Origin of the sequence: Micromonospora sp. NPDC005087, from assembly GCF_042872965.1 — a bacterium.
GTDB lineage: Bacteria > Actinomycetota > Actinomycetes > Mycobacteriales > Micromonosporaceae > Micromonospora.
Window position 1 is genome coordinate 49186 of record NZ_JBIALB010000011.1, and the last position, 24253, is coordinate 73438.

Sequence of the window (24253 nt, forward strand, 5' to 3'; positions counted from 1 at the left end):
CGGTGGTGAGCGTAGAGCAACCGCTCCTGACCTCCGGCCGAACGCGTCCGATGCTCACCGTTTGTTCGACAACTCATGTTGTGACCAACACACCTCGCCCTGGACGGAATGTGCGGGCGGGTAAATAAGTTGTGGATCAACAGATACCTGACGAGGAGCAGATTGGTGGGTACGGCAATGCCCGATTACGGACACGACCTCCTGTTCGGGACGTTCCTCACGCCGACCGCGCACGACCCGGACCGGGTGGTGGCGTTGGCTGAGCTGACCGAGGCGACGGGGCTGGATCTCGCCACCTTCCAGGACCATCCCTACAACGCCGACTTCCTGGACACCTGGACTCTGCTGAGCTGGGTCGCCGCCCGCACCGAGCGGCTCCGGGTCTCCGCGAACGTCCTGAACCTGCCGCTGCGCCCGCCGGCCGTCCTGGCCCGGGCCGCGGTGAGCCTGGACCGGCTGTCGCACGGCCGGTTCGAACTCGGTCTCGGCGCCGGTGCCTCCTGGGACGGGATCGAGGGGATGGGCGTACGCCGGCTGACCGCGGGGCAGGGCGTCGAGGCGCTGCGCGAGGCGATCGACGTGCTGCGTGGCGTCTGGGACGACGGCCCCGCCGGACCGCTCCAGCGCGAGGGAAAGTACTACCCGATTCCGGGCATGCGGCGCGGCCCGGCACCGGAGCACGACATCAACATCTGGCTCGGCGCCTACCAGCCCCGGATGCTGGCGTTGACCGGCCAGAAGGCCGACGGTTGGTTGCCGACACTGGAGTACCTCCGGTCACCGGACCGGGCCACCGCCAACCGACTCATCGACGAGGCGGCGGTGACCGCCGGACGCGACCCGCGACAGATCCGCCGCCTGCTCAACCTGTTCACGGTCGACGTGTCGTCGCGTAGCCGTGGCTTCCTCCAAGGGCCGGCCGAGCAGTGGATCGATCAGCTCCTCCCACTGGTCCTCGAGGAGGGGTTCAGCACCTTCCTGATCGGCCGTGACGACCCACGCCTCATCGAGGCGTTCGGGCAGGAGATCGCCCCCGCGCTGCGGGAGGCCGTGGCCAAGGCGCGCGCCGGCAGCGGAACCACGACCGGCCGGGTCCGGTCGAGCGTCGCCCTGGCCAAGCGCCAGCCCGGCGTCGACTACGACGCTCTGCCCGCGTCGCTGGCCAGCACGTCCGTCGAGCCCGGCGACCCGGAGTACGAGCGGGTGCGGCACAGCTACAGCTGGCCGGGCTCACCGGCCCTGGTGATCCGCCCCCGGAACGCCGCCGAGGTGGTCGACGCCGTGGCCTACGCGCGCACGCAGCAGCTTCCACTCGCCGTCCGCAGCGGCGGGCACGGCATCAGCGGACGGTCGACGAACGACGGCGGACTCGTCATCGACATGTCCACGATGGACAAGGTCGAGGTGCTCGACCGGGCCACCCGCCGGATCCGGCTGGAGCCGGGAGCCCGCTGGGGAAACGTCGCGCAGGCGCTCGCCCCGTACGGGCTGGCGATGAGCTCGGGGGACTACGGCGACGTGGGTGTCGGCGGCCTCGCCACCACCGCCGGCGTCGGATACCTGGTGCGCAAGTACGGCCTGACCATCGACCACATCGTCGCCGCCGAGATCGTCACCGCGGACGGCAGCCTGCTCCGGGTCGACGAACACCAGCACCCCGACCTGTTCTGGGCGATCCGCGGCGCGGGCGGCAACTTCGGTGTCGTCACCGCGCTCGAGCTGGAGGCGTACGAGGTCGACAAGGTCGTCTTCGCCCGGCTCGTGGTCGACGCGAGCGACACGGCCGACGTTCTCGGTCGCTGGGGTCGGCTCGTCGAGGACGCGCCGCGGGAGTTGACCAGCTTCCTCTCCCTGTTCCCCGGACGCCGCGGCGACCCGCCGACGGCCCAGGTCACCCTGGTGTACGCCGGAGACGACATCGAAGCGGCGCAGTCCGCGCTGAGCCCGTTCCTGGAGATCGGGCCGATCCTCGACCAGCAGGCGCAGCTCGCGCCGTATCCGGCGCTCGTCGCGCCGCCCGGCAACCAGCATCGGGGCCAGGGACTGTCGGACAGCCACAGCGGCCTGCTGCATCACATCACACCGCAGGCCGCGGAGGTCATGGCGACGATGATCGGCTCCGGTGACGTGATGGTCATGCAGTTCCGGTCCGTCGGGGCAGCGGTCAACGACCTCGCCCGGGAAACCACCGCGTACGCGCACCGGGACCAGAACTTCTCCGTGCTCGCCGCCACCGTGCCGGAGCGTCGGTCCCGACTCGACAAGCTCTGGGCGGACCTGGACGAGCACCTCGACGGCATGTACCTCAGCTTCGAGTCCGACACGAGCCCGGAGCGGCTCCTGGACGCCTTCCCCGAGCCCACCCTCAGCCGGCTGCGCGCCGTCAAGGCGACGTACGACCCGGACAACGTCTTCAACCGCAACTTCCCCATCCCACCGGCGCCTGCCCGGCAGGGCGGAGAGGAGACCGACAATGCCGCGTGAGACCGTCGGGCCCGGGTCAGCGCGGGGACTGGTCCGTCGGCCCCATGACACTGGTGACCGCGACGCAGGGATCGGTGCCGGGCGCGGCGGCCTGGATCGCCTCGGCGGCGCGGTCGGCGAAGTCGCGGAAACTCGCCCGCTGCTCCTCGGGCAGCCCGGCCAGCACGTGGTCCTCGGCGTGCGCGACCCGCTTCTCGGCGTCGGCGAGGGCCAGCCTCCCGTGCTCGGTGGCCACGATCCGGCGGGCACGGCGGTCGCGCGGGTCCAGCTGCCGCTCGATCAGGCCGGCGTTCTCCAGGTCGTCGATCACGTACGTGAGGACACTGCGGTCGATCACCAGGCGGGACGCCAGGGCGACCTGTGTCGGCACCTCCTCGTGGACGACCACGGCCAGGATGTGGTAGCCGCGGCTGCCGTGGGGCAGGTCCATCAGAGCCTCCTCGACGTACTCGTGCCAGCGCCGCAGCACCATGCCGAGCGACCACCCGAAGTTCGAACCGCGCTGGCGGTCGGCTGGCAGTTCGCAGGGGTCGATGTCGGACATGTGCCTACCCTAGCGACGGGTCGACCGGGATCGTGATCGTGACCCGGGTCGGGCCGGCGGCGGGGCTGCTCACCCGCAGGCGGGCGTCGATGGCGTCGAGCCGCTCGATGATGCCGCGCAGGCCGGTGCCACGGGACGGGTCGGCACCGCCGGTGCCGTTGTCGGTGACAACGATCCGCAGCGTGTCGCCGGTCTGGTCGAACACCACGGACGCCTGCGTGGCGCCACTGTGCTTCGCCACGTTGGCCAGGGCCTCGGCCACCGCGAAGTACGCCGCGGTCTGCACGGCAGGTGGGAGGTCCTCGGGTGGGTCGCCGCTCACCCTGACTGGCACGGCAAGGTCGAGGGCCAGCGCTCGGACCGCGTCACCGAGGCCGCGGTCGGCGAGGACGGCCGGGTGGATGCTCTGGGTGACCGTGCGGAGGTCGTCGAGGGCCGCGACCGCGGTGGCGCGGGCCTCCTCCAGCAGGCGCTCGGCGCCGTCGGCGTCGCGGCGTACCAGGTCACCGGCCAGACCGAGGGTCAGCGCCAGGGAGACCAGCCGGGCCTGGGCGCCGTCGTGCAGGTCGCGTTCCACCCGTTTGAGCTCGGCCGCCTGGCGATCCACGGCACCGCGCCGGGAACGGGTCAGGGTGGCGATCCGCTCGGCGAGTTCCCGTTCGCGGGCGCCCGGTGGGCGGCTGACGACCCACGCGTGCAGTCCGAGGATCAGCGCCACGCCGAGGAGGGTCCAGATCGGCCAGAAGTACCCGCCACCGCTGAGAACCCAGACGCTGAGGTCCACGGCCATGAGCAACGTGCAGGCGGCGACGTCGAGGGCGAGCCAGCGACGCCGGCCGGTCGGCACCCGCAGCGCTCGGCGCAGCAGGAGACGGCCGAGCAGCACGGTGCCGATGCCGAAGTACACCCAGCGTGGCCAGAACTCGCCGCGGCCGGTGACCAGCCAGGCGACCGTGGCCGCGACGCAGAGCGTCCCGGCCACGGTCCTGCGGGTGGCGGCGGTCATCGGCCCGGACGGTAGGTGATCCGCCGCAGCAGCGTCTCGGCGGGCCCACGGTTGCCGGTGGCGCTCATGGCCTGCGCCGCGGCGACGGAGACCAGCCAGATCGCGACCGCGGCCCCGGCGGCGGTGTACGTGCCGGTCAGGTGCAGCGCCCACGGCGAGAACAGCGCCAGCCAGGCCACGGACTGCAGCAGGTACCCGCTCAGCGACCGCTGCCCGAGCGCGATCACCGGGGCGAGCAGCGCCCGGCCGCGACGGGCGCCGCTGAGTCGGAGCGCGAACAGTCCGAACAACGCGACATAGCCCGGGCCTCCGTACTCGCCGCTCACCGCGTGCAGGAGTGCCATGGACTCGACGGTAGCCGCGTCGACGTGTACGGCACCAGCGGCGATGAGCGCGTAGGGGAGCGCGCCGACGACGGAGATGCCGAGGCAGCCGACGGCGACACGGCGCAGCAGCGTGCGGTGCGTGGCGGGGTCCTCCAGGACGCGGTGACGGGCGGCCCAGATCCCCAGCCACACGATGACGATGAACGGGAGGACGGTGGCGGTGTGCACCGGCCACTCGGCGAGCCGGTCCAGGAGCGACTGGCCGTACGAGGCGGCGGCCAGCGACGGGTTGGGCGTGTTGGTGAGCACCGCCTCCCCGCCACGCGCGCTGGTGAGCGCCAGCACCGCCAGGAACCCGGCGTACACCGTCTGGACGCCCCACAGCCACAGCACAATGCGGTGGAAGCGGTCGCTCCTGCCCAGCAACAGCAGGGTGGCGGCGATACCGACGATGCCGTAGGCGCCGAGGAAGTCCCCGAAGTACAGCAGTGTCGCGTGGACCAGGCCGAAGCCGATCAGGGCGGCGTTGCGGCGCAGCAGGATCCGACGCGCCGCGATGCCCTGCCGTCGGGTGATCTGCACCAGGCCGTAGCCGAACATGACGCCGAAGACCGGGTAGGCGCGGCTGTCGACGAGTGTGGCCAGGACGAAGTTGATGGCGCGCTGCATGCCGTGCGGTGTGCCGTCGAGGCCCGGCTGGCCGGCGAACGCGAAGTTCGCGGCGTTGGCGAGGGCGATGAACAGCAGCATCGCGCCGCGGGCGAGGTCCGGGGCGAGCGCGCGTTCGGCGCGGGGGACGGGACCCGCCTGCGGGGTCACGGTGCTGGGGGTTGCGGTCATGGCTCCAGGCTCGCCGTTCGCGCGGCGCGTTTCGAGGAGCCTGGAACCCCTCCCGTGGTGGTACCAGTACCCCTATGCGTCGAGGTGGGCGAGGACGGCGAGGACCCGCCGGTTGTCGTCCTCGGACGACTGCAACCCGAGCTTGGCGAAGATGCTGTTGGTGTGCTTCGCGACCGCCTTCTCGGTGATGAAGAGAGCGGTCCCGATCGCCGCGTTGGACCGGCCCTGTGCCATCTGCGCGAGCACCTCCCGCTCACGGGTCGTCAGCCGGTCCAGCGGCAGCACCCGCTGACGGCTGTCGAGCAGCTTCGCCACCACGGTGGGATCGAGCGCGGTGCCGCCGCCGGCGACCCGGCGGACCGCGTCCACGAACTCGCCGATGTCGGAGATTCGATCCTTGAGCAGGTAGCCGATCCCGCCGTGGCCGTCGGCGAGCAGCTCCCGCGCGTACAACCGCTCCACGTACTGGGAGAGCACCAGCACCGGCAGCCCCGGCACCTCGCTGCGGGCCGCGAGCGCGGCCCGCAGCCCCTCATCGGTGTACGTCGGCGGTAGCCGCACGTCGACCACCGCCACGTCGGGACGCTGCGCGAGCAGTTCCCGCAGCAGATCCGGCCCGCTGCCCACGGCGGCGACCACCTGGAAGCCGTGTGCCTCCAACAGCCGGATCAGCCCGTCCCGGAGCAACACGAGATCTTCCGCCACCACCGCTCGCACCGGGCAACGGTAGCCTGCGCGCTGTTTCAGCTCTGCGGCCTGTGCGCCGCGTCGACGCGTCAGCGCAGTCCGGCGAAGAGGTCGTCCTCGGGAACCGGCGCGCCGGTGGTGTCCCGGACCCGGACGAAGGTCTCCAGGCCCATCAGCTCGGTGAACCGCTCCCGGCCCAGTTGCAGGAAGAAGATGTTCTCGGTCTGGCTGGCGTGCGCGGCCAACGCGTCAAACTTCTGCTCGCCATAGCTGCGCGTGTCCACCCAGGTGGTGATCTCCTCGTCGGGCAGGCCGAGCTCCGGCGCCGGTTCGGCCGACGACGCGTCCGGATCGGCCCAATCGACGCCGAGCTCCCGCATGATCCGGCCGAATTCCGCGAACGCCGTACGAGGCACCGTGGTCCAGTACACCTTTGCGGGAACGTCCGTCTTCGCGACAGCGGCCATGGTGATCCGGTGGGCCTGAATGTGGTCCGGGTGGCCGTAGAAGCCGTTCTCGTCGTAGGTGACGACGACGTCCGGCCGGTACCGGCGGATCAGTTCCGCCAGCCGGTCCGCGGCCTCGTCGACCGGCGTGGCCCAGAACGCGCCGGGCAGGTCATTGGTCGCCCAGCCCATCATCCCGGAATCGGCATAGCCGAGCGTCTCCAGGTGGGTGACCTTCAACGCCGCGCAACTGACCTCCAGCTCGGCCTCGCGCATCGCCGCGACCGCGGCCGCGTCGTGCCCCGGGTCGCCGGGCTTGACCCCGCCGGGGCCGTCGCCACAGCGCCCGTCGGTGCAGGTCACGAGCACGGTCGTGATCCCCTCCGCCGCGTAGCGCGCAAGGACACCACCGGTGCTCGTCGCCTCGTCGTCGGGGTGCGCGTGCACCGCCATCAAGGTCAGAGATCGCTCAGCCATGCCATCACCCTACGAGGCCGCCCGCGCCCGAGCCGACACGCCCGTTCTCGGCGATGAGCACGGAGGTCACCGGCGCCGAGCCCGGGACGGCCCGCGCAACTGGGGTCGAAGAAGGTGTCGACGCGCGTACGTTCGAAGTGGTTGCCCCGGCCGACCGCCCCGAGGCCCTCCAGGTCGCCGGCCGGACTGTCGCCCGGCACGACGGCCCGGGTCGGGTCCTCGGCGTCCCGCTCGATCCAGCGCATGGTCGAGGTCGGGGAACCGCCCGGCCAGGCACTCGGGTACGACGCCCGTGAGCCGGATGGGGAGAACGGCGACGCCGCCCCCGATGTCGGAGCCCACCAGAAACGGGTACCGCACGGTCGACGTCATGGCGGCGCCGACGGGTGAGGCGACCACCGAGAGGGTCGCTGGAGTGGACGGGGGCAGTGACTCCCGACGGGAGTGGTGCTCAGACAAGAGACGCTCGCTTCTGAGGGAAACGCAGGGACGGACGGCATCACGGCACCGGGATGTTGTCACCGGTGCTCGGAGCAGGAGGCGTTGTCCGTCAGTACGTCATGGACGCCACTCTTTCGGAGCCCGCCGCGCCCGGCAACCGACTTTCGCCGCCCCGCCGCCCCGCCGAGCTGCGCTGTCGTGGTGCGGCCGGTGGCCGTACCCAGTCATGAGGGGCGATGTCTCCACGCGAGGTATCCGCAGGTACGTAGCCTGATGTCGTCGTGACCCCGTCCGCTCCGGGGGTCATCCGTCAGCTGACAGCAGGAAGGCTGGTCCATGAAGATCGTCGTTATCGGCGGCAGCGGCCTCATCGGCTCCAAGCTCGTGGGCAAGCTCGGCGCGCAGGGCCATGAGGCCGTCCCGGCGTCGCCGAAGACCGGCGTGAACACGTTGACCGGCGAAGGGGTGGGTGCGGTGCTCGACGGCGCCGACATCGTGGTCGACGTGTCGAACTCCCCCTCGTTCGAGGCTGCCGCCGTGCTGGAGTTCTTCCAGACGTCCACCCGGAACCTCCTCGCCGCCGCGGCGGAAGCCGGGGTGGGGCACTACGTGGCCCTCTCGATCGTGGGCTCGGACCGGCTTCCGGACAGCGGGTACATGCGGGCCAAGGTCGCCCAGGAGAAGCTCATCGCCGCGTCCGGGCTGCCGTACTCGCTGGTGCACGCCACGCAGTTCTTCGAGTTCGTCCAGGGCATCATCGACGCCGCCACGGACGGCGACACCGTCCGCCTCGCGCCGGCGCTCATCCAGCCGATGGCGGCTGACGACGTCGCGACCGCCGTCGCCGAGGTCACGGTCGGCGCACCGACGAACGCCGTGGTCGAGATCGCCGGGCCGGAGCAGTTCCGCCTCGACGAGCTGGGCCGATCCACTCTCGCGGCGCGTCACGACTCCCGCTCGGTGGTGACCGACCCCGCCGCCCAGTACTTCGGAACCACGCTGGGCGAACGCTCCCTCGTCCCCGCCGATGGCGCCCGCCTCGCCGGCACGCGCCTCGACGACTGGCGCACGCAGGCGGCCTAGCGTCGGCACTACGTCGCCGTGGCGGGCGGGTCCGCCGGCCCTCCGAGGCGCCGCACCAGCTCACCCACCGCGGCGGTCAGCGACTCGCTCGATTCCTCCGGGCAGTGCCCCTCGATCGGTGGGGGGACACTGTCGCTGGGTGGCGTCACCACATCGCTGGGATCTCGCAGTCGACGGTCCACCGCGGCCGGCGGGCCTTCCACGGTGGCCGGCGCACCCGGCCGGTGGGCGGAGAAGAGCCAGCCGCCGATGGGGTCGGTGTCGCGCCACAGGTTCACCCACCGCCAGCCGACCCGGTCCCCGATCTCGCGCAGTACCGCGTCGTCGATGTAGGCGGGGAAGAGCCGACCGTAGAGCCGGCGCAGCGGCGACCCGTGGGTGAGCAGCGCGACCCGGTTGCCGACCTGCGGTGGCAGCTGGAGCACCGTGGCGGCGAGCAGGACCGAGCCGTGGCTGTGCCCGGTGAGCAGCACCGCGTTGCCCTGGGAGACCAGGTACGTGATCCGGCGGGCCAACTCCGGCACGGCCCGTTCGGAGTAGCAGGGTGGCGCGAACGGGTGGGCGGCGCGGGGCCAGAAGGTTCCGAGGTCCCAGAGGACGCCGACGTGGCGCCGGAACGGGACGGTCCGGTAGGCGAAGACCCCGGCGATGATCAGACTGACGATGATCGCCGCGATCAGCCAGCTGCCGAACGCGATGCCGAAGGTGACCACGCCGGCGGGCACCCCCACGTGCCGCTCGATGACGTCGCTCGGGAACAGCTCCAGCAGGCCGATGGAGGTGGTGGCCGTGCCGAGTCCGGCGAGGCAGCCGTAGACCACGGCCAACGGCACCAGGTCCTCGGTGAACCGGGCCCGGGCTATCGCCTGCCGCACCTGCCGCAGCCGGGGTTCGGTCTGCGGGGGCGCGTCGGGGTAGTCGCCCGCGACGATCGCCGACGCGGCACGGTACCGGCCGCGGCGGGAGATCAGGATCATCAGGCCCGCGACGATCAGCGTGATCAGCACCGCGCGGAAGAAGCCGTAGATCGCCCAGGTGTACGCCCGGGGCGCGCCGGTGGCGATGCCCAGGCCGGTCGACAGATCGCGGTCCAGGAAGTCCGACACCCGGTAGACCAGCTCGGCGGAGTACGCCACCGCGAGGCTGACCGCGGTGGCCGCGATCACCAGCGCTCCCAGCCCGAACAGCGGGGTGACGTCCCGTCGCCGGTCCCGGCGCCAGAGCAGCACCACGCCCAGCGCGGCCAGCAGCGTCGTCTGGGTGACGAACAGCCAGGCCAGGGTCGCGTCGTAGCCGGGCAGGCCGCCCCCCGCACGCCACGACGCACGGCTGGCCAGCACGTGGGTCACGACGACGACGGTCAGGATGATGGCGGTCGTCCGCAGCGTGCGGGTGACCCCGTCGAGCCGCCGGTCGGCGGTGCCACGGTCGATGAGCGGGGGCGTGCAGAGCAGCGCCACGCAGGCGACCAGGACCGCCCCGGTGACCATGGCCAGCGCGACCGTGACGCCCGAGGCGCCGGTCGCGGCTCGGGCGGCGAGCAGAGTGAGGTCGAGTGTCGCGAACGCCGCCGCCACGTGGATGGAACGCAGCCGACCCACCAGCGGCTCGGCGTCCCACTGACCGACCGCGCCGAGCGGATGGTCGGAGACCGCCTTCTCGGGTGCGTGAAACGCGTCGAAGGTCCTCCCCGGGCGGTTGCTGACGCGCCAGATCACGCCGATGGCAGCGGCCGGGACCAGCGCGAGCACCGCCAGCCGCAGTCCGGTCGGGTGCCCTCCCAGCCAGGACAACCAGCTACGTCCGGCCAGGCAGCGGGGCGAGGCCATACACCTCCAGGCGATCAGGTCCAGGGCGACGCCGGCAATGGCGAGCACGTAGAACGCGGTGAGCGTGAGCGCCAGCACCCGGCACAGGGATTTGACCAACGCCGCGGATCCAGGGTTGGCCGGGCGCATCCAGATGGCCACGTTGGCCAGCATGAACGGCGCCAGGAACACCAGCGCCATCGTGCGGGCCACGGTCCCGGAGGGCAGGTCACCCCAGCGGTACGCCTCCAGCGTGATCCCTCGCACGCCGTCGGTCTCCGAGCAGCGCGGGCGGGGCCGGTAGAAGCCCCCGTTGCGGTCCCCCGCCACCTGCGCCACCTGCCGCAGGTCCAACACGTCGGCGGCACTCGCGCCGGACACCCCGTGCACCCGCAGCTCCACGATGCCGCCGTCGGGTATCTCCGGCCGGCTCAACCCCGCTGATCCATCCGACATCGCCCCCCGATGCGCCCGGCAGCCCTGGCCACGCGATTCGGCAGGACGGCCATCGCGGTGACAGACCGGCGTCTACCCCACCCACACCGACCCAACCGTGGCAACAGCGGACGCGCTGCCGCTCACCTGACGCCGGTCACCCGCGCGGCGGACCGCCGGGTGCGCCGGTCCCGCGGCGCCGGCGGTCAGGATTGATCCGGTCTTGGTGGGGTAGGTGCCGCCATGGTCGACGCCAATCGGCACGGAGATGACGGGAGTGCGCCGACCCGCGCCGACGGCACCGACCATGCCGGTCTGGCGGCGATCGCCGCCCGGCTTCGCGGCCGTACGGTGGCCACTCTGCGGGACCGCCTGCTTCGGGCACGCGCCATCAGCGGGCTCGCCGTGCAGGCGGGCCTGGCCGCGTCGCTGTCCTGGCTGGTGGTGCACGAGGTGCTGCACATCTCGCAGCCGGTGTTCGCGCCGATCTCCGCGGTGTCGACCCTCGCCGCGTCGGTCGGCCAACGGCTGCGCCGCACGATCGACCTGGTCCTGGGCGTCACGGTCGGGGTGCTGATCGGTGACCTGCTGCTCGCGGTGACCGGTACCGGCTGGTGGCAACTCGCCCTGATCGTCGTGCTGGCGATCGTCGTCGCGTTGTTTCTCGTTGGCAGTGCGGCGGTGGTGATCCAGGCCGGGGCGACAGCGGTGCTCATCGCCACGCTCAGTCCGTCCGTGCGGGACCTGGAGATCCCCCGGTTCGTGGACGCCCTCGTCGGTGGAGCGGTGGCGTTGGTGGTCACCGCCGTACTGCTGCCGCTGAACCCGCTGCGGGTGCTCAACCGGGCCGCACGGCCGGCTCTGGACCTCCTGAGCACACAGCTCGACGCCACGGCCGGCGCGTTGGCCCGGCACGATGCCGCCCCGGCACGTGCCGCCATGGTCAAGCTGCGGCAGAACAAGGACGAGCTGAGCGCACTCGTCGAGGCGACCCAGGGCGCACGGGAGGCCAGCACCCTGTCGCCGGTGCACTGGCACGAACGGCACGGACCGGTGGGCCGGTACGCGCAGGCGGCGGAGCCGATCGACCGGGCGATGCGCAACAGCGGGACGTTGATCCGCCGGTCGGTGAGCCTGATCGAGGACGGCGAGCCGATACCGGAGCCGATGCCGAGGGCGGTCACCGACCTGGCCGAGGCGGTCCGGCTGATGAAGCGGCAGTTCGCCGCCGGCGACGAACCCAAGCGGGCGCGGGAGCAGGCGCTGCGGGCGGTCTGCGCGGCCGGCGACGCCTACCGGGAGGGGGTCGGCTTCTCCGGTGCGGTCGTGGTCGCCCAGGTCCGTACGACCGTCAGTGATCTGCTGGTGGCCACCGGGGTCGCCCAGGAGGCCGCGAACCGCATGGTCCGACGCGCCTTCGGTGAGCTGAGGACGTCCACCCGGGTCCGTGGGTGAGCAGCGCATTTCCGAGCGGAATGACACCCACCCCAGGGCGATGGCATCACTGTGAGCCAAAGGTGTTGCGTGATGAGCCAAAGTGGTGCCATGATGGTGCCATGGAATTGAGGCCGTACGTCGAGAACCTGCGTAACGAGTACGCCGTGGCCGCGGAGGGGGTCGACCCGGACGGCCGGGCCCTGGCCGAGCGGCTCTTCACCCAACTGGAGGCGGCGACCCGTCTCATGCTGCTCGACGCGCTGTCCGACGCGGCCGACGAGATCACCCGCGAGCTCGCGCCGGGCTCGGTGCACGTCCGGCTGCGCGGTCGCGAGCCCGACTTCGTGGTGACGCCGGCCAGCACCCCGGCCGAGCCGGTCGAGGAAGCCGGCCCGCCGGTGCTGCCGACGCCGGTGCCCGCGCCGGACGGTGACGACGGCGGCACGTCGCGGATCAATCTCCGCCTCCCGGACCACCTGAAGACCAGCGTCGAGGAGGCCGCCGGCCGGGCCGGACTGTCGGTCAACGCCTGGCTGGTGCGAGCCGTCGCCGGCGCCGTCGGGGCTGGCGAGCCGGACCGCCGCCCGCCGCGCCGGGTGGAGCCGCGGTCCGGCCAGCACTTCACCGGCTGGGCGCGCTGACCGCGTACCCCTTCTTTCTTTCCCCCCACTCACCTGCGGCGATGCCCGCTGCCCACATTCCGGGAGACCACCATGCCTGTTTTCGATACGCCAGAGCCCATCTCCGTCCAGATCGAGCTGCCCGTCGGGGACGCGTGGATCGCCGCGACCGACCGCACCGACACGGTCGTGCAGGTGCGGCCCCGTGACCCGTCGAGCAAGGCCGACGTGAGCGCCGCCGAGCAGACCACCGTCGAGTACGCCGCCGGCCAACTGATGATCAGAGCGCCGAAGAGTTGGCGTCGCTTCGGCCCCGGCGCTGGACCCTCGGTCGACCTCCTGATCGAGGTGCCGAGCGGGTCACGGATGCACGCCACGGCATCCTGGGCGGCGTTCCGCTGCGAGGGGCGGCTCGGCGAGTGTTACGTCAAGACCGGCGGCGCGATCCGACTCGACCGGACCGGGCCGCTGGAGATCGACACCAGTCACGGCGAGGTGGCCGTGGAGCACGTCGCCGGATCAGCCCGGGTGAAGGCGTCCTCCGGCAAGGTGCGCATCGGTGCGGTCGACGGTGCCGCCGAGATCAAGAACTCGTCCGGGGACTGCTGGATCGGCCGGAGCGACGGCGACGTCCGGGTCAACACCGCCTACGGCGACATCACCCTCGACGGGCCGATGGCCTCAGTGACGGCACGCACCGCCTACGGCAACGTTCGGCTCGGCGAGGTCGTGCGGGGGTCGATCGAGTTGCAGACCTCCTACGGGGCCATCGAGGTTGGCGTCCGCCGCGGGACCGCCGCCTGGCTCGACGTCAGCTCCAGGCACGGCCGGGTGCACAACGCGCTCGAAACGACCGACAGCCCGGCGCAGACCGACGACACGGTCGAGGTCCGGGCGAACACCTCCTACGGCGACATCACGATCCGGCGCGCCTGATGGATCGCACGACGACACCCCGTACACGAATCGAGGAGACCATGGCCAGCCCTTCCCGACCCGCGATAGTCGCGACCGGCCTGCGCAAGTCCTACGGCGACAAGGTCGTGCTCGACGGCGTCGATCTGGAGATCGCCGAAGGAACGATCTTCGCGCTACTCGGCCCCAACGGCGCCGGCAAGACCACCACCGTGCAGATCCTGTCCACCCTGATCGATGCCGACGACGGCGACGCCCGCGTCGGCGGCCACGACCTGACCCGGGAGCCCGACGCGGTACGCGCACTGATCGGCGTCACCGGCCAGTTCTCCGCCGTCGACAACCTGCTCACCGGTCGGGAGAACCTGAGCCTGATGGCCGACCTGCGCCACCTCGGCAGGGCGTCCGGCCGACGACGCGTCGTCGAGCTGCTGGCGCAGTTCGACCTGACGGAGGCGGCGGACAAGCCGGTGGCGACGTACTCCGGCGGGATGCGCCGTCGGCTCGACCTCGCGATGACCCTGGTCGGCGATCCGCGCGTCATCTTCCTCGACGAGCCGACGACCGGCCTGGACCCGCGCAGCCGCCGCGCGATGTGGCAGATCATCCGTGATCTCGTCGCCGACGGCGTCACCATCCTCCTGACCACCCAGTACCTGGAGGAGGCCGATCAACTCGCCAGCCGGATCGCCTTCCTCGACCACGGCCGCCTGATCGCCGAGGGCAGCCCGCACGAGCTGAAACGGCTCATCCCCGGCGGTCACGTCGTGTTGCAGTTCGCCGACCAGGCGGGGCTCGACGCGGCCACTGGCCTGCTGGCGTCGGGCACCCGGGACGACGCGGCACTGACCCTGCAGGTCCCGAGCGACGGTGGGGTCGGGTCGCTCCGAGCCCTGCTCGACCAGCTCGACCGCGCCTCGGTGGGCGTGGCCGGTCTCACCGTGCACGGCCCCGACCTGGACGACGTCTTCCTCACCCTGACCGGCCGACCCGACAACGAAAGGGCCATGGCGCGATGAGCACCCTCACCCTCGCTGCCCGCGACTCGAGCACGATGCTGCGGCGCAACCTCCTGCACATGCGGCGCTATCCGTCGATGACGCTCCTGCTCATCGGCATCCCGGTCATCATCCTGCTGCTCTTCGTCTACGTGTTCGGCGGCACGCTCGGCGCCGGCCTCGGGCCCTCCGGCGACCGGGCCCAGTACGCCAACTACGTCACCCCCGGCATCCTGCTCATCACGGTTGTCAGCGCGGCGCAGGGCACCGCCATCTCGGTTGCCATGGACATGACCGAGGGCATCATCGCCCGGTTCCGCACCATGGCGATCTTCCGACCGTCGGTCCTCACCGGCCACGTGCTGGGCAGCCTGATCCAGACGCTGCTCAGTCTCGCGGTCGTGACCGGCGTGGCACTGCTCGTCGGCTTCCGGCCGAACGCCAACCCGGTCGAGTGGCTCGCCGTGATCGGCGTCCTCGCGATGATTACTCTCGCGCTCACCTGGCTGTCGGTGGCCCTCGGGCTGGTCAGCGAGAGTGTCGAGACGGCCAGCAACCTGCCGATGCCGCTGGTGCTGCTGCCGTTCCTCGGCAGCGGGTTCGTCCCCACCGACTCGATGCCGACGGCGGTGCGCCTGTTCGCCGACTACCAGCCCTTCACCCCGGTGATGGAGACCCTCCGTGGCCTGCTGCTCGGCACCGGGATCGGCGCCAACGGGATCCTCGCGGTCGCCTGGTGTGCCGTCATCACCGTGCTCTGCTTCTTCTGGGCCAGGGCGTTGTACAACCGCAACCCCGCCCGCTGAGCGCAGCGCCCGCTCGCGGTTCAACAGCCGCGAGATCCCGATGGCCCGGCCGACAGGCCGGGCCATCGGCGTGCCGTCCCGCTGTCGGGCTCCCGGCTGACGTTACGGAGCTGTTGCCGGCGGGTGTCTTGACGAGGATAGATGTGAGCGTTAACACTGGGCGCGTTGACGGTGGAGGTGGACATGAATCCTGTGGACGGAGCTGGCGAACGCTACGTCGTCGGTGTCGACTTCGGCACCCTGTCCGGGCGAGCCCTGGTGGTCCGGGTCGGCGACGGCGCCGAGCTGGGGACCGCGGTGCACGAGTACGGCGACGGAGTCATCAGCGCGGCCCTCCCTTCAGGTCGGCCGCTGCCGCCGGACTGGGCTCTGCAGAATCCGGACGACTACCGCGACGTCCTGCGGTACGCCGTCCCGGCCGCCGTGTCCGCCGCGGGGGTGGACCCCGCCGCGATCGTCGGCATCGGCATCGACTTCACCGCCTGCACGGTGCTGCCGACGCTCGCCGACGGCACGCCCCTCTGCGAGGCGCCGGAGCTGCGCGACCGCCCGCACTCCTGGGTCAAGCTGTGGAAGCACCACGCGGCCCAGCCGCACGCCGACCGGATCAACGCCCTCGCCCACGAGCGGGCGGAGCCGTGGATCGGCCGGTACGGCGGAAAGATCTCCGCCGAGTGGCAGTTCGCCAAGGGCCTCCAGATCCTCGAGGAGGACCCCGAGGTCTACCACCGCGCCGAGCGCTTCATCGAAGCCGCGGACTGGATCGTCTGGCAGCTGAGCGGCGCCGAGACCCGCAACGTCTGCACGGCCGGTTACAAGGGCATCCTGCAGGATGGCCGGCACCCGTCGCAGAGCTTCCTGACCGCGCTCAACCCGGCCTTCGGTGACTTCATCGCCAAACTGGACGGTCCGCTGCTGCCGCTGGGCGCCCGGGCCGGCACGCTCACCGCCCGTGCCGCCGCATGGACCGGCCTGCCGGAGGGGATCGCGGTTGCCGCCGGCAACGTCGACGCGCACGTCACCGCGGCGTCCGCGCAGGCCGTGGAGCCAGGTCGACTCGTGGCGATCATGGGCACCTCCACCTGTCACGTGGTCAACAGTTCGCACCTCGCCGAGGTGGCCGGGATGTGCGGCGTCGTCGACGGCGGCATCAGCGCCGGCGCGTGGGGCTACGAGGCCGGGCAGAGCGGAGTCGGCGACATCTTCGGCTGGTTCGTCGAGCACGCCGCCCCGGCCGGGGTCGCCTCGCACGAACGCCTCACCGAGCTGGCCGCCAGCCAGCCGGTCGGCGCGCACGGCCTCGTCGCGCTGGACTGGTGGAACGGCAACCGGTCACCGCTGGTCAACCACGACCTCAGCGGGATGATCGTCGGGATGACCCTGGCCACCCGGCCGCAGGACGTCTACCGGGCGCTGCTGGAGTCCACGGCGTACGGCACGCGAATGATCATTGACGCGTTCGTCGAGGCCGGGGTGGCGGTGAACGACCTGGTGATCGCCGGTGGTCTCACCTCCAACGAGCTGCTGATGCAGATCTACGCCGACGTGACCAACCGGCCGCTGAACATCATCGGCTCCGCGCAGGGGCCGGCGCTCGGATCGGCGATCCATGCCGCCGTCGCCGCCGGCGAGTACCCGTCGATCCACGAGGCGTCGCAGGCGATGGGTCGGGTGCACGAGGCGGTCTACCGACCGGATCCGGACCGGGCCCGCGCGTACGACGCCCTCTACGCCGAGTACCGGACACTGCACGACCACTTCGGTCGTGGAGGCAACGACGTGATGCTCCGTCTGCGCGCGATCCGCAACGCGGCGGTCGAGGCCGGCGCAGCCACGCAAGAGACCGCGCTGGAGGTGGTCGCATGAACGCCGAGGTGAAGCGACAGATTGGCGAGCTGCGCGAGACGGTGGCCCGCCTGCACGGCGAACTGACCCGGTACCGCCTGGTGGCCTGGACGTCCGGCAACATCTCCGCGCGGGTTCCCGGCCGGGACCTCATGGTCATCAAGCCGAGTGGCATCGGCTACGACGACCTCTCGGCGGACACCATGGTGGTCTGCGACCTCGACGGCGTCCTCGTCGAGGGAGACTTCGCCCCGTCCAGCGACACCGCCGCCCACGCCTACGTCTACCGCGCCATGCCGGAGGTCGGCGGGGTGGTGCACACGCACAGCTCGTACGCCACCTCCTGGGCGGCTCGCGGGGAGGCGATTCCCTGCCACCTCACGGCGCAGGCCGACGAGTTCGGCGGGGAGATCCCGGTGGGCCCGTTCGCGCTGATCGGCGGGGACGACATCGGCAAGGGCATCGTCACCACGCTTGCCGGGCACCGCTCACCCGCGGTGCTCATGCGTAACCACGGCGTCTTCACCATCGGCCGTGACGCCCGCGCGGCGGTCAAGGCGGCGGTCATGTGCGAGGACGTGGCCCGCACCGCGCACCTCACCCGCGCACTCGGGCAGCCGTTGCCGATCGCGCAGGCGGACATCGACGCGCTCTACCACCGCTACCAGAACGTCTACGGCCAGCAACCGACCGCACCGGCGAGTTCCTGACCGGCGACCCCGGCACAGCCCGCCGGGCTGCACCACCGACGGCACAGCCTGCACCACCCGCGTACGCCGCCCGCCCCCACGTCGGCGGTCACGCGGGCGCCCAGAACCCCCGAGCCAAGGAGATCCGATGAGAAAGATGCGAACGCACTCCGCTCCGTGGCGCGCCGCCGCGGTCCTCGCCACCGTGCTGCTCGTCGGCAGCGTGGCGGCCTGCGGCAACAGCGACACCGGCGGTGGCGCCGCCGACGACGGCAAGATCACGCTGGGCTTCTCCCAGGTCGGCGCGGAGAGCGGCTGGCGTACCGCGAACACCACCTCGATCAAGGATTCGGCCGCCGCCGCGGGCGTCGAGCTGAAGTTCGACGACGCGCAGCAGAAGCAGGAAAACCAGATCAAGGCGATCCGCAACTACATCCAGCAGAAGGTCGACGTGATCGCCTTCTCGCCGGTGGTGGAGTCCGGTTGGGACACCGTGCTCAAGGAGGCGAAGGATGCCGGCATCCCGGTCATCCTGACCGACCGCTCGGTCGACTCGGCCGACAAGAGCCTCTACAAGACCTTCCTCGGCTCGGACTTCATCAAGGAAGGCCGGCTCGCCGGCGAGTGGCTGGTCGAGCAGAAGAAGACCGCGTCAGGGCCGGTGAACATCGTCGAGTTGCAGGGCAGCGCGGGCGCCGCCCCGGCCAACGACCGCAAGAAGGGCTTCGCCGAGGCGATCGCCGCCAACCCGAACCTGAAGATCATCGCTTCGCAGACCGGTGACTTCACCCGGGCCGGCGGCAAGCAGGTCATGGAGCAGTTCCTCAAGGCCAACCCGAAGATCGACGTGCTGTTCGCGCACAACGACGACATGGGCCTGGGCGCGCTCGAGGCGATCACCGCGGCCGGCAAGGTGCCCGGCAAGGACATCACCATCATCACGGTCGACGCCGTCAAGGACGGCATGCAGGCCCTCGCCGACGGCAAGTTCAACTTCATCGCCGAGTGCAGCCCGCTGCTCGGCCCGCAGCTGATGGACCTGGCCAAGAAGGTCACCGCCGGGGAGGAGGTGCCTGCTCGGATCGAGACCGAGGAGACCACCTTCACGCAGGAGCAGGCCAAGGAGGCCCTGCCCAACCGCAAGTACTGACCGACGCCGGGGGGTCGCCGCGCTCGCGCGGCGGCCCCCGTGTCCAACCTCCAGATGAGGCTTGATCGGATGACGGATAACCGTCCGGTCGTGACGATGACCGGGATCAGCAAGACCTTCCCCGGGGTGCGCGCACTCCACGATGTCAACTTCCGGCTCCTCCCCGGCGAGGTGCACGCCCTGATGGGCGAGAACGGGGCCGGCAAGTCGACCCTGATCAAGGTGCTGACCGGCGTCTACGACACCGATGAGGGTGCGATCACCCTCGACGGTGCGCCGGTGTCCTTCAGCGGGCCGATGCAGGCCACGGCCGCCGGGGTGAGCACCGTCTACCAGGAGGTCAACCTCTGCACCAACCTCTCGGTGGCGGAGAACTTCTTCATCGGACGCGAGCCCCGGCTGCTCGGCGCCGTCCGCTGGGGCGAGGTCCGCCGTCGTGCCCGTACGCTCCTGGCCCGCCTCGACCTCGACCTCGACGTCAGCGCGCCGCTCGGCTCGTACTCCCTGGCCATCCAGCAGATGGTCGCCATCGCGCGCGCCATCGACATCCAGGCCCGGGTGCTGATCCTCGACGAACCGACGTCCAGTCTCGACGCGGGCGAGGTCGCGCAGCTGTTCCGCATCATGCGGCAACTGCGCGACGAGGGCATCGCGATCCTGTTCGTGACCCACTTCCTCGACCAGGTCTACGAGATCGCCGACCGGATCACCGTGCTGCGCAACGGCGGGCTCGTCGGCGAGTACCCGACCGCCGAGCTGCCCCAGCTCAGCCTCGTCGAGAAGATGATCGGCAAGGAACTCGATGTCCTCGAGGGCATCGAGGAGCACTCGCGACGGGACCTGGCCGCCGTGGAGGAGGGCCGCCCGCTGGTGGCGGTGTCGAACCTCGGGCGGGCAGGCGCGGTCGAGCCGTTCAGCCTGACCATCCACGCCGGCGAGGTGGTGGGCCTGGCCGGTCTGCTGGGTTCCGGGCGTACCGAGGTGGCGAGGTTGCTGTTCGGTGCCGACCGGGCGGACGGCGGTCAGGTCGCGGTCGACGGCGAGCCGAGCGGCCTACGCACCCCGGCGCAGGCCATCGACCGGGGCATCGGCTTCTGCTCGGAGAACCGTCGCGCGGAGGGCATCGTCGCCGACCTGTCGGTCCGCGAGAACCTGCTCCTCGCCATGCAGGCCGCCCGGGGCTGGCTTCGGCCCATCCCACGTCGACGCCAGGACGAGCTGGTCGAGAGGTACATCAAGGCCCTCAGCATCCGGCCCGCCGACCCGGAGGTGCCGGTCCGCAATCTCTCCGGCGGCAACCAGCAGAAGGTGCTCCTGGCCCGGTGGCTGATCACCGAGCCGCGGCTGCTGATCCTCGACGAACCCACCCGGGGCATCGACATCGGCGCGAAGACCGAGATCCAGAAACTCGTGACGCAGCTGTCCGACGGCGGCATGGCCGTGCTGTTCATCTCCGCCGAACTGGAGGAGGTGCTGCGCCTCAGTCACAAGGTCGCCGTGATGCGGGACCGGCAGATGGTCGCGCAGCTCGCCAACGACGAGAGCCTCGACGCCGACCGCGTCATGCAGACCATCGCCAGTGGAACCCACCGGGAGGAGGCAGACCGATGAACGACACCGTGGGCCGCTACCGGGCGATCACCGGTCACCGGCTGTTCTGGCCCGCCGCCGTGCTCGTCGTCATGCTCGCCGCGAACACGGTCTACCGGCCCGGGTTCCTGTCCGTCGAGCTCAAGGACGGGCACCTGTACGGCACGCCGATCGACATCCTGCGGCTGAGCGCGCCGCTGATCCTCGTCGCGCTGGGCATGACCGTGGTCATCTCGACCGGCGGAATCGACCTGTCGGTCGGGTCGATGTGCGCGATCAGTGGCGCGACCGCCTGCCTGTACATCAGCCAGCAGCCCGACCAGAACAGCCTTCCCGTGGTGCTGACCGCCCTCGCGATGGCGCTCGGGGTCGCGCTCGTGCTCGGCGCCTGGAACGGGGTGCTGGTCGCCGTGATCGGCATCCAGCCGATCATCGCCACCCTGATCCTGATGGTGGCCGGCCGAGGCCTGGCGCAGCTGATCACCGAGGGCCAGATCATCACGATCAACTCCGGCCCGTACCGGGCGATCGGGCTGGGCCACGTGCTGACGCTGCCACTGGCCATCCTCATCGCGCTCGCCGCGGCGCTGCTCGTCGCCGCGTTCACCCGCCGTACCGCGCTCGGCATGATCATCGAGTCGGTGGGTGGCAACGCCGAGGCGAGCCGACTGGCCGGCATCCGCTCCGGCCGGGTCATCTTCCTCGCGTACGTCCTCAGCGCCGTCTGCGCCGCGGTCGCCGGGTTCATGATGACCGCCAACGTCTCCAGCGCCGACGGCAACGCCGCGGGCCTCTGGGTGGAACTCGACGCCATCCTCGCGGTCGTCATCGGCGGCACGTCCCTCGCGGGCGGGCGGTTCTTCCTCAGCGGCACCATCCTCGGCGCGCTGATCATCCAGACCCTGACCACCACGGTGTACGCCATGAACATCTCACCGCAGACGTCGCTGCTGTTCAAAGCGGTCGTCGTCATCACCGTCTGCCTCATCCAGGCGCCGGCGTTCCGGGCGCGGTTCACCCGTCGCAGGAGCAGTGCCACGCCGCCCAGCACCGTCACCGACTCGCCGAAGGAGCAGGTGCCGGCATGACCACTGGATCGCTCACCGCTGGCCGTACCCGGTTCCGGCTGCCGAGGCGGCAGATACCGGTCCTGGCCACGCTCGTCCTGCTCCTGGTCATGTACGGCATCGGCGTGTCCCAGTACCAGGCGTTCTCCAACGTGCAGGTCATCTTCAACGTCTTCATCGACAACGGCTTCCTGCTCGTCGTCGCGGTGGGGATGACCTTCGTGATCCTCACCGGCGGCATCGATCTGTCCGTCGGCTCCGTCGTCGCCATGACGGCGATGGTGTCGGCCTCGCTGCTCCAGCAGGGCCTGCCGGCGGCGCTCGTGCTCGTCATCGCCCTGCTCATCGGCCCGACGCTCGGCCTGCTGATGGGCTGCGCCATCCACTTCTTCGACATCCAGCCGTTCATCGTCACGCTCGCCGGGATGTTCTTCGCCCGGGGGATGTGCACGTTCATCTCCGGCTCGTCCATCCCGATCACCGACGGGTTCTGGACCAGGATGTCCCAGGAGCGGATCGGAGATCCCCGGGGCAACTTCGTCTCGATCAGCGTGCTCATCGCGTTCGCCGTGGTCGTCGTCGCCGCGTACACGCTGGCCTACACCCGTCTCGGCCGCAACGTGCACGCCGTCGGCGGTAACCCGCAGTCGGCGCTGCTGATGGGCCTGCCGGTGGGGCGTACCCGGATCGCCGTCTACACGATCAGCGGCCTGTGCTCCGCGATCGGCGGGATCCTGTTGTCCTTCTACACCCTCTCCGGCGCGCCATTGATCGCCGTCGGCATGGAGTTGGATGTCATCGCGGCGGTCGTCATCGGCGGCACCGTGCTCACCGGTGGCTCGGGATACGTCTTCGGCACGGTGCTCGGCGTCCTGGTCCTGGGCGTGATCCAGACCCTCATCACCTTCGACGGAAGCCTCAACTCCTGGTGGACCAAGATCGTGATCGGCGGCCTGCTCTTCGCGTTCATCCTCCTCCAGCGCCTCATCGGAATCCGTTACAAGTGACGCCCCTCTCGCGGAAGGCAACCCCATGGCACCACACACCGCACCCGAGATCTGGTTCCTCACCGGCAGCCAGGGAATGTACGGCGAGGAGACTCTCCGGCAGGTGGCCGAGCAGTCCCGCCTGATCGCGGCCGCGCTCGACGGCTCGCCGCAGATTCCGGCCCGGGTGGTCTGGAAGCCGGTCCTGACCAACAGCGGTGAGATCCTGCGGGTCTGCCGCGAGGCTGCCGCCCAGGGGGCGATCGGGGTCGTCGCGTGGATGCACACCTTCTCTCCGGCGAAGATGTGGATCGCCGGGCTGGACGCCCTGCAGACGCCGCTGCTGCACCTGCACACCCAGGCCAACGTCCTGCTGCCGTGGGACGACATCGACATGGACTTCATGAACCTGAACCAGGCCGCCCACGGCGACCGTGAGTTCGGGTACATCCAGACCCGGCTCGGTGTGGCCCGCAAGACCGTGGCCGGGCACGTCAGCGATCCGCGGGTGACCGCCCGTGTCGGGGCGTGGGCCCGCGCGGCGCTCGGCTGGTCGGCGATGCGGTCGCTGCGGCTGGCCCGCTTCGGCGACAACATGCGCGATGTCGCCGTGACCGAGGGCGACAAGGTCGAGGCGGAGCTGCGCTTCGGGGTGTCGGTCAACACCTACGGCGTCAACGACCTTGTCCAGGTGGTCGACGAGGTCGCCGACGCGCAGGTGGACGATCTGGTCAAGGAGTACGACGACAGCTACCGGATCGTCCCGGCGCTGCGTTCCGGGGGAGAGCGGCACGACTCGTTGCGCTACGCCGCCCGCCTGGAGCTCGGCATGCGCGCCTTCCTGGACTCGGGCGGGTTCCGGGCGTTCACCACGAACTTCGAGGACCTCGGTGGGCTGCGTCAGCTGCCCGGCATCGCCGTGCAGCGGTTGATGGCGGACGGCTACGGGTTCGGTGGCGAGGGCGACTGGAAGACCTCCGTGCTGGTCCACACCCTCAAGGCGATGTCGGTGGGCGTGGACGGCGGCACATCGTTCATGGAGGACTACACCTACGACCTCACCCCGGGCGAGGAACTGGTGCTCGGCGCGCACATGCTGGAGGTCTGCCCGACCATCGCGGGCGGCGTCCCGAACGTGGAGGTCCATCCGCTGAGCATCGGCGGCCGCGAGGATCCGGTCCGGCTCGTGTTCGACGCCGCACCCGGACCGGCGGTGGTGCTGGGGCTGGCCGACATGGGTGAGCGCTTCCGGCTCGTGGCCAACGAGATCGACGTGGTGTCTCCGCCGCAGCCGCTGCGGCGACTGCCGGTGGCCCGGGCGGTCTGGCGTCCGCGACCGCACCTGCCCGGTTCGGCCGAGGCGTGGATCACCGCCGGCGCCCCGCACCACACCGTGCTGTCGCAGGCGGTGGGCGTGGAGGAGTTGCACGACCTGGCGGAGATGAGCCGAACCGAACTGGTCGTCATCGACGCCGACACCGAGCCCCGCCGCTTCGCCGACGAGATCCGCTGGAACCAGGCCTACTACCGGCTGGCCCGCGGTTTCTAACATGATCACGAGGCAGTGACCGTG

At 70.9% G+C, this 24253-nt stretch carries 20 protein-coding genes and 1 pseudogene; 14 read left to right on the plus strand and 7 right to left on the minus strand.

Annotated elements, in window-relative coordinates; all coding sequences use genetic code 11:
* The first annotated feature begins 177 nt into the window (after positions 1 to 177).
* Entirely contained in the window at positions 178 to 2484 is a 2307-nt protein-coding gene (locus tag ACFYPS_RS23960) for an LLM class flavin-dependent oxidoreductase (protein WP_354966085.1), read from the plus strand.
* Positions 2485 to 2500: 16 nt separating this feature from the next.
* Here ACFYPS_RS23960 and ACFYPS_RS23965 read toward each other — a convergent pair whose 3' ends face one another.
* The 6 genes and pseudogenes from ACFYPS_RS23965 to ACFYPS_RS23990 form a co-directional block, all read right to left on the minus strand.
* On the minus strand, positions 2501 to 3028 hold the full coding sequence (locus ACFYPS_RS23965; RefSeq protein WP_354966084.1) for a MarR family transcriptional regulator: 528 nt from the start codon (positions 3026 to 3028) through the stop codon (positions 2501 to 2503).
* Between the two features lie 4 nt (positions 3029 to 3032).
* On the minus strand, positions 3033 to 4034 hold the full coding sequence (locus ACFYPS_RS23970; RefSeq protein ID WP_354966083.1) for a histidine kinase: 1002 nt from the start codon (positions 4032 to 4034) through the stop codon (positions 3033 to 3035).
* Positions 4031 to 5200, minus strand: a complete 1170-nt coding sequence (locus tag ACFYPS_RS23975) for a DUF418 domain-containing protein (protein WP_354966082.1) — start codon at positions 5198 to 5200, stop codon at positions 4031 to 4033. The genes ACFYPS_RS23970 and ACFYPS_RS23975 overlap by 4 nt, the downstream gene beginning before the upstream one ends.
* A 72-nt stretch (positions 5201 to 5272) precedes the next feature.
* Positions 5273 to 5917 carry a response regulator transcription factor gene (locus ACFYPS_RS23980; RefSeq protein ID WP_354966081.1) on the minus strand — a complete coding sequence of 215 codons (645 nt, stop codon included), beginning with the start codon at positions 5915 to 5917 and terminating at the stop codon, positions 5273 to 5275.
* Between the two features lie 59 nt (positions 5918 to 5976).
* Positions 5977 to 6810 (minus strand): PIG-L family deacetylase, encoded by an 834-nt coding sequence (locus tag ACFYPS_RS23985; protein ID WP_354966080.1) that lies wholly within the window; start codon positions 6808 to 6810, stop codon positions 5977 to 5979.
* 25 nt (positions 6811 to 6835) lie between these two features.
* Positions 6836 to 7239, minus strand: a pseudogene (locus ACFYPS_RS23990) (RNA ligase RtcB family protein); the annotation flags it as partial.
* Between the two features lie 348 nt (positions 7240 to 7587).
* Between ACFYPS_RS23990 and ACFYPS_RS23995 the strand changes: the two are divergent.
* The gene (locus tag ACFYPS_RS23995; protein WP_354966079.1) at positions 7588 to 8334 is read left to right on the plus strand and encodes an SDR family oxidoreductase; all 747 of its coding nucleotides are present in this window, start codon (positions 7588 to 7590) and stop codon (positions 8332 to 8334) included.
* Positions 8335 to 8342: 8 nt separating this feature from the next.
* Here ACFYPS_RS23995 and ACFYPS_RS24000 read toward each other — a convergent pair whose 3' ends face one another.
* Entirely contained in the window at positions 8343 to 10598 is a 2256-nt protein-coding gene (locus ACFYPS_RS24000; RefSeq protein WP_354966078.1) for a hypothetical protein, read from the minus strand.
* 222 nt (positions 10599 to 10820) lie between these two features.
* On the opposite strand from ACFYPS_RS24000, the gene ACFYPS_RS24005 reads away from it, so the two are divergent.
* From ACFYPS_RS24005 to araA, 12 genes are all read left to right on the plus strand, one after another.
* On the plus strand, positions 10821 to 12032 hold the full coding sequence (locus ACFYPS_RS24005) for an FUSC family protein (protein WP_354966077.1): 1212 nt from the start codon (positions 10821 to 10823) through the stop codon (positions 12030 to 12032).
* Positions 12033 to 12133: 101 nt separating this feature from the next.
* Positions 12134 to 12655, plus strand: coding sequence for a hypothetical protein (locus ACFYPS_RS24010; RefSeq protein WP_354966076.1), 522 nt, complete (start codon positions 12134 to 12136; stop codon positions 12653 to 12655).
* A gap of 72 nt (positions 12656 to 12727) precedes the next feature.
* Positions 12728 to 13570 carry a DUF4097 family beta strand repeat-containing protein gene (locus tag ACFYPS_RS24015; RefSeq protein ID WP_354966075.1) on the plus strand — a complete coding sequence of 281 codons (843 nt, stop codon included), beginning with the start codon at positions 12728 to 12730 and terminating at the stop codon, positions 13568 to 13570.
* 41 nt (positions 13571 to 13611) lie between these two features.
* Complete coding sequence (locus ACFYPS_RS24020; protein ID WP_354966074.1) at positions 13612 to 14568, plus strand: ATP-binding cassette domain-containing protein; 957 nt, start codon at positions 13612 to 13614, stop codon at positions 14566 to 14568.
* Positions 14565 to 15353, plus strand: a complete 789-nt coding sequence (locus ACFYPS_RS24025; RefSeq protein WP_354966073.1) for an ABC transporter permease — start codon at positions 14565 to 14567, stop codon at positions 15351 to 15353. The genes ACFYPS_RS24020 and ACFYPS_RS24025 overlap by 4 nt, the downstream gene beginning before the upstream one ends.
* Before the next feature lie 183 nt (positions 15354 to 15536).
* The gene (araB, locus tag ACFYPS_RS24030) at positions 15537 to 17219 is read left to right on the plus strand and encodes a ribulokinase (protein WP_354966072.1); all 1683 of its coding nucleotides are present in this window, start codon (positions 15537 to 15539) and stop codon (positions 17217 to 17219) included.
* Positions 17216 to 17908 carry an L-ribulose-5-phosphate 4-epimerase gene (locus ACFYPS_RS24035; protein ID WP_354966071.1) on the plus strand — a complete coding sequence of 231 codons (693 nt, stop codon included), beginning with the start codon at positions 17216 to 17218 and terminating at the stop codon, positions 17906 to 17908. The genes araB and ACFYPS_RS24035 overlap by 4 nt, the downstream gene beginning before the upstream one ends.
* A 127-nt stretch (positions 17909 to 18035) precedes the next feature.
* Positions 18036 to 19037, plus strand: a complete 1002-nt coding sequence (locus ACFYPS_RS24040) for an ABC transporter substrate-binding protein (protein WP_354966070.1) — start codon at positions 18036 to 18038, stop codon at positions 19035 to 19037.
* Positions 19038 to 19106: 69 nt separating this feature from the next.
* Entirely contained in the window at positions 19107 to 20648 is a 1542-nt protein-coding gene (locus tag ACFYPS_RS24045) for a sugar ABC transporter ATP-binding protein (RefSeq protein WP_354966069.1), read from the plus strand.
* The gene (locus ACFYPS_RS24050; RefSeq protein ID WP_387327063.1) at positions 20645 to 21715 is read left to right on the plus strand and encodes an ABC transporter permease; all 1071 of its coding nucleotides are present in this window, start codon (positions 20645 to 20647) and stop codon (positions 21713 to 21715) included. The genes ACFYPS_RS24045 and ACFYPS_RS24050 overlap by 4 nt, the downstream gene beginning before the upstream one ends.
* Entirely contained in the window at positions 21712 to 22701 is a 990-nt protein-coding gene (yjfF, locus tag ACFYPS_RS24055; RefSeq protein ID WP_354966067.1) for a galactofuranose ABC transporter, permease protein YjfF, read from the plus strand. The genes ACFYPS_RS24050 and yjfF overlap by 4 nt, the downstream gene beginning before the upstream one ends.
* 25 nt (positions 22702 to 22726) lie before the next feature.
* Positions 22727 to 24229, plus strand: coding sequence for an L-arabinose isomerase (araA, locus tag ACFYPS_RS24060; RefSeq protein ID WP_354966066.1), 1503 nt, complete (start codon positions 22727 to 22729; stop codon positions 24227 to 24229).
* Positions 24230 to 24253: the final 24 nt, after the last annotated feature.

Excerpts from the sequence above, each read along its gene's own strand:
- ACFYPS_RS23960 (WP_354966085.1), top strand. The coding sequence starts at position 178 with ATGCCCGATTACGGACACGACCTCCTGTTCGGGACGTTCCTCACGCCG.
- ACFYPS_RS23965 (WP_354966084.1), bottom strand. The coding sequence starts at position 3,028 with ATGTCCGACATCGACCCCTGCGAACTGCCAGCCGACCGCCAGCGCGGT.
- ACFYPS_RS23970 (WP_354966083.1), bottom strand. The coding sequence starts at position 4,034 with ATGACCGCCGCCACCCGCAGGACCGTGGCCGGGACGCTCTGCGTCGCG.
- ACFYPS_RS23975 (WP_354966082.1), bottom strand. The coding sequence starts at position 5,200 with ATGACCGCAACCCCCAGCACCGTGACCCCGCAGGCGGGTCCCGTCCCC.
- ACFYPS_RS23985 (WP_354966080.1), bottom strand. The coding sequence starts at position 6,810 with ATGGCTGAGCGATCTCTGACCTTGATGGCGGTGCACGCGCACCCCGAC.
- ACFYPS_RS23995 (WP_354966079.1), top strand. The coding sequence starts at position 7,588 with ATGAAGATCGTCGTTATCGGCGGCAGCGGCCTCATCGGCTCCAAGCTC.
- ACFYPS_RS24000 (WP_354966078.1), bottom strand. The coding sequence starts at position 10,598 with ATGTCGGATGGATCAGCGGGGTTGAGCCGGCCGGAGATACCCGACGGC.
- ACFYPS_RS24005 (WP_354966077.1), top strand. The coding sequence starts at position 10,821 with ATGGTCGACGCCAATCGGCACGGAGATGACGGGAGTGCGCCGACCCGC.
- ACFYPS_RS24010 (WP_354966076.1), top strand. The coding sequence starts at position 12,134 with ATGGAATTGAGGCCGTACGTCGAGAACCTGCGTAACGAGTACGCCGTG.
- ACFYPS_RS24015 (WP_354966075.1), top strand. The coding sequence starts at position 12,728 with ATGCCTGTTTTCGATACGCCAGAGCCCATCTCCGTCCAGATCGAGCTG.
- ACFYPS_RS24020 (WP_354966074.1), top strand. The coding sequence starts at position 13,612 with ATGGCCAGCCCTTCCCGACCCGCGATAGTCGCGACCGGCCTGCGCAAG.
- ACFYPS_RS24025 (WP_354966073.1), top strand. The coding sequence starts at position 14,565 with ATGAGCACCCTCACCCTCGCTGCCCGCGACTCGAGCACGATGCTGCGG.
- araB (WP_354966072.1), top strand. The coding sequence starts at position 15,537 with ATGAATCCTGTGGACGGAGCTGGCGAACGCTACGTCGTCGGTGTCGAC.
- ACFYPS_RS24035 (WP_354966071.1), top strand. The coding sequence starts at position 17,216 with ATGAACGCCGAGGTGAAGCGACAGATTGGCGAGCTGCGCGAGACGGTG.
- ACFYPS_RS24040 (WP_354966070.1), top strand. The coding sequence starts at position 18,036 with ATGAGAAAGATGCGAACGCACTCCGCTCCGTGGCGCGCCGCCGCGGTC.
- ACFYPS_RS24045 (WP_354966069.1), top strand. The coding sequence starts at position 19,107 with ATGACGGATAACCGTCCGGTCGTGACGATGACCGGGATCAGCAAGACC.
- ACFYPS_RS24050 (WP_387327063.1), top strand. The coding sequence starts at position 20,645 with ATGAACGACACCGTGGGCCGCTACCGGGCGATCACCGGTCACCGGCTG.
- yjfF (WP_354966067.1), top strand. The coding sequence starts at position 21,712 with ATGACCACTGGATCGCTCACCGCTGGCCGTACCCGGTTCCGGCTGCCG.
- araA (WP_354966066.1), top strand. The coding sequence starts at position 22,727 with ATGGCACCACACACCGCACCCGAGATCTGGTTCCTCACCGGCAGCCAG.